We start from the raw sequence: 3,812 nt of genomic DNA, 5'->3' as shown, positions 1-3,812 counted from the left end.
AGCCGCCCTTCTCGGGACTCTTGAGAAGTACCGCGGTGAATTGCTGGTCCAATTCGGTGTCCGTACTCATGATGTCCTCCGCTGTCCCGGCGGTCTCTCCCGCCTGGTGGTCTCGTAGAGGAGAGACCACCAGGCGGGAGAGACCGCCGGGACAGCGGAGGACATCATGAGCACGGACACCGAATTGGACCAGCAATTCACCGCGGTACTTCTGAAGAGTCCCGAGAAGGGCGGCTGGACCTATCTCGTCTGGCCGGAGTCCGTCGGATTCTTCGGCACGCGTGGCCTGGTCAAGGTCCGCGGGACGATCGACGGCCATCCCTTCCGGAGTTCGTTCATGGCCCTCGGCGACGGCACCCACAAGCTTCCCGTGAAGGCCGACGTCCGAAAGGCGATCGGCAAGGAGGCCGGGGACACGGTGACCGTACGACTGGAGGAGCGCGTCACGGACTGACCCCCAAGCCCACGGCTCGGGGGTCGGTCCGTCGGTCCGTACCCGGCACTCAGGCCTTGGACGCCTGGCGCACGATCTCGTCGATACGGCTGAGCTCGTCCTCCGAGAAGTCCAGGTTGCCCGTGGCCGCCACGCTGTCCTCCAGCTGCTGCGGGCTGCTCGCGCCGATCAGTGCGGAGGTGACCCGGCCGCCGCGCAGGACCCAGGCCAGCGCCATCTGTGCCAGGGACTGGCCGCGGGTCTTGGCGATGTCGGCCAGGGCACGCAGGTTGCCGACGAGGTCGTCGGTCACCGTGTCGGCACTCAGGAAGGGGCTGTCGCTCGCGGCCCGCGAGCCCTCCGGGATGCCGTCGAGGTAGCGGCCGGTGAGCAGGCCCTGCTCCAGCGGCGAGTAGGCGATGGAGCCCACCTTCAGCTCGTCGAGGGTGTCCAGGAGCCCCTGCTCCTCGGGACGCCGGTCGAGCATCGAGTAGCGCGGCTGGTGGATGAGGAGCGGGGTGCCCAGCTCGCCCAGGATGCGGGCGGCCTCGCGGGTCTGCTCCGGCGAGTAGTTGGAGACACCGACGTACAGCGCCTTGCCCTGCTGGACCGCCGAGTGCAGCGCGCCCATCGTCTCCTCCAGGGGAGTCTCCGGGTCGGGGCGGTGGGAGTAGAAGATGTCGACGTAGTCGAGGCCCATCCGGCCCAGGCTCTGGTCGAGCGAGGACAGCAGGTACTTGCGGGAGCCCCATTCGCCGTACGGGCCCGGCCACATCAGGTATCCGGCCTTGGTGGAGATGACCAGCTCGTCGCGGTACGGGCCGAAGTCCGCCTTGAGCGCCTCACCGAGGGCCGACTCGGCGGCGCCGGGCGGGGGCCCGTAGNNCGCCCGGCGCAGGATCGCGCGCTGCGTGTCCACGGGCCGGTCGGGGCCGAAGTTGTGCCACAGGCCGAGGGAGAGCGCGGGAAGTTTCAGGCCGCTGCGTCCCGTGCGCCGGTAGGGCATGTCCGCGTAACGGTCGGTGTGTGCGGTGTACAACGCGTTCTCCAGAGGGGTCGGTACGGAGTGGACCGGTGTCCACTCTCGCCTGCCCGCTGGAGAGCGGTCCAACAGGAGAATCGGATGGGATTCAGCGGATACGCTTCTCAATCATGGAATTGCGCCACCTGCAGCACTTCGTCGCGGTCGCCGAGGACCAGCACTTCACCNNCCGGCCGGGCCCTGCTGACCGAGGCCGAGCGGATCCTCGCGCAGGTCCGTGCGGCCCAGGACGCGGTGGCCGCCGTACAGGGCGTGCTGCGCGGCACGCTCTCGCTGGGCACCGAGCAGTGCATCGCCGGGGTGCCGGTCGCACAGCTGCTGGCCGCGTTCCGCAGGCAGCATCCGGACGTGGAGATCCGGCTGCGGCAGGCCGGCTCGGGCGCGCTCGCCGAGGACGTCGCCGCGGGCCGCCTCGACCTGGCCTTCGCCGTGACGACCCGCGCCGACACAGAACAGCTCCGCTGTCTGCCCCTGACCAGCGAGCCGATGACCGTGCTCTGCCACCCCTCGCACCGGCTGGCGACCGGCGGGCCCGTCACCCCGGACGAGCTCGGCGGCGAGCCCTTCGTCGACTTCCACCCCGACTGGGGTCCGCGCCGCACGACCGACGCTGCCTTCGCGGCGGCGGGTGTGCACCGCACGGTCGCCCTTGAGGTCAACGACGTGCACAGCCTCCTCGACCTCGTGGAGGAGGGCCTCGGCATCGCTGTCGTACCGCGCCACTTCGCCCACAAGCGGCGGGCCCTGCCGGCGCTCCCCCTCAAGGCGGACACCGAGACGCCGTACGAGACCGTCGCCATGCTCCCGCCCCCGGAGGCGACCAGTCCGGCCGCCCGGGCCCTCATGTCGCTGCTCGAAACAGGGGGCCTGGCACCACCCCAGGAGGGGCTCCAGGACTCCTGACCTGGCCCTGTCCCCCGCCGCAGACTCGTGCACATCGATCACGACAACTGCGGCACGGGAGTGCGGAGATGACTGAGCACAGCCGACGGAACGTACTGCGCGGGGCGGCGGCGAGCGGACTGGTAGGGGCGACGGGAGGACTCGCGGCAGATGCTCCCGCCACCGCGAAGGGGCGCCACTTCCCGTTCCTGGAAGGGGCGTTCGCACCGGTCACCGAGGAGCTGACCGCCTTCGGTCTCCCCGTCACCGGACGGATCCCGCGCGAGCTGAACGGCCGCTATCTGAGGAACGGGCCGAACGTGCTGGGCCTTGAGGACCCCCGGGCTCACCACTGGATGCAGGGCGACGGCATGGTGCACGGCGTGCGGCTGCGGGACGGCCGCGCCGAGTGGTATCGCAACCGCTGGGTCCGCTCCTCCCGCGTCGCCGAGAAGCTCGGCGAGCCATACCCGGGGCCGGTCCCGCCGGACGACTTCCCGTGCAACACCCACGTCATCGGGCACCGCGGACGGGTCCTGGCCCTCCAGGAGAGCGGCCCGCTGCCGTACGAACTCGACTACGAGCTCAACACGGTGGGCACCTACGACTTCCGCGGCACCCTGGAGGGCGCGTTCACGGCGCACACCAAGCTCGACGCGGAGTCGGGCGAGCTGCACGCGATGACGTACTACCCGACCTGGAACCACATCCGGCACCTGGTGGTGAACGCCGCGGGGCGGGTCGTCCGGACCACGAGGATCCCGGTGTCGGACAGCCCGATGATCCACGACTTCGCGCTCACCGAGAAGTACGTCGTCATCTTCGACATGCCGGTCACCTTCGACCCGGCCGGCGCCGAGCGGGGCGACCTGGTGCCGTACGTGTGGAACGAACGGCACCCCTCGCGGGTCGGCGTCATGCCGCGCTCCGGTGGGCGGGTCCGCTGGTTCGAGGTGGAGCCGACGTACTACTCGCACACCCTGAACGCGTACGACGAGGGGTCGTCGGTGGTCGTCGACTTCACGGCCTATCCGGCGCCCTTCTTCGTCGCGGGGCGTGGCTCCGGCGGGCCCTACGGGGCCGGGACGGTCCGGCTGCACCGCTGGACCATCGACCGCGACCGGGGCCGCGTACGCACCAAGGTCCTGGACGACCGGCCGCAGGAGTTCCCACGCGTCAACGAGGCATTGGTCGCGCGCAGGCACCGGTACGGCTACACGACGGCCGCCGCCGAGATGTCGCTGGCGTATGTGACGGCCGACGGGAACCCGCCCGACCGGGCCTTCAGCAGCGAGCTGGTCAAGCAGGACCTGCTCCGCGGGACCTCGCAGGTGCACCGGCTGCCCCGGAACGCGGCGGTGGGCGAGGCGGTGTTCGTGGCCTCGGACCCGACCGACACGAGGGCGGCCGAGGACGACGGCTACACGCTGGCGTACGTGCACAATCCCGACCGGG

3 protein-coding genes and 3 pseudogenes are annotated in these 3,812 nt (G+C 70.6%); 4 read left to right on the top strand and 2 right to left on the bottom strand.

What is annotated here, in order from left to right; translation table 11 throughout:
* Nucleotides 1-166: 166 nt before the first annotated feature.
* Nucleotides 167-454 carry a DUF1905 domain-containing protein gene (locus AOK17_RS41705; protein WP_055617860.1) on the top strand — a complete coding sequence of 96 codons (288 nt, stop codon included), beginning with the start codon at nt 167-169 and terminating at the stop codon, nt 452-454.
* 49 nt (nt 455-503) lie between these two features.
* Here AOK17_RS41705 and AOK17_RS41700 read toward each other — a convergent pair.
* Nucleotides 504-1,317: pseudogene (locus tag AOK17_RS41700) on the bottom strand (aldo/keto reductase); the annotation flags it as partial.
* A 2-nt stretch (nt 1,318-1,319) separates the two neighbouring features.
* Nucleotides 1,320-1,472, bottom strand: a pseudogene (locus tag AOK17_RS52910) (L-glyceraldehyde 3-phosphate reductase); the annotation flags it as partial.
* Nucleotides 1,473-1,528: 56 nt separating this feature from the next.
* Between AOK17_RS52910 and AOK17_RS54195 the strand changes: the two are divergent.
* The 3 genes and pseudogenes from AOK17_RS54195 to AOK17_RS41690 form a co-directional block, all read left to right on the top strand.
* Nucleotides 1,529-1,642: pseudogene (locus AOK17_RS54195) on the top strand (LysR family transcriptional regulator); the annotation flags it as partial.
* A 2-nt stretch (nt 1,643-1,644) separates the two neighbouring features.
* On the top strand, nt 1,645-2,378 hold a 734-nt coding region (locus AOK17_RS41695; RefSeq protein ID WP_245697704.1), incomplete at its 5' end, for a LysR substrate-binding domain-containing protein.
* A gap of 68 nt (nt 2,379-2,446) precedes the next feature.
* Nucleotides 2,447-3,812, top strand: a 1,366-nt coding sequence (locus tag AOK17_RS41690) for a carotenoid oxygenase family protein (protein WP_055617861.1), incomplete at its 3' end; no start/stop codon positions are given.

Source organism: Streptomyces phaeochromogenes (genome assembly GCF_001418655.1).
GTDB classification, from domain to species: Bacteria; Actinomycetota; Actinomycetes; order Streptomycetales; family Streptomycetaceae; genus Streptomyces; species Streptomyces phaeochromogenes.
This window is presented reverse-complemented; position numbering and strand designations above follow the sequence as displayed.

What these genes read in the sequence shown, in the direction of transcription:
- AOK17_RS41705 (WP_055617860.1), top strand. Translation starts at nt 167, where the DNA reads ATGAGCACGGACACCGAATTGGACCAGCAATTCACCGCGGTACTTCTG.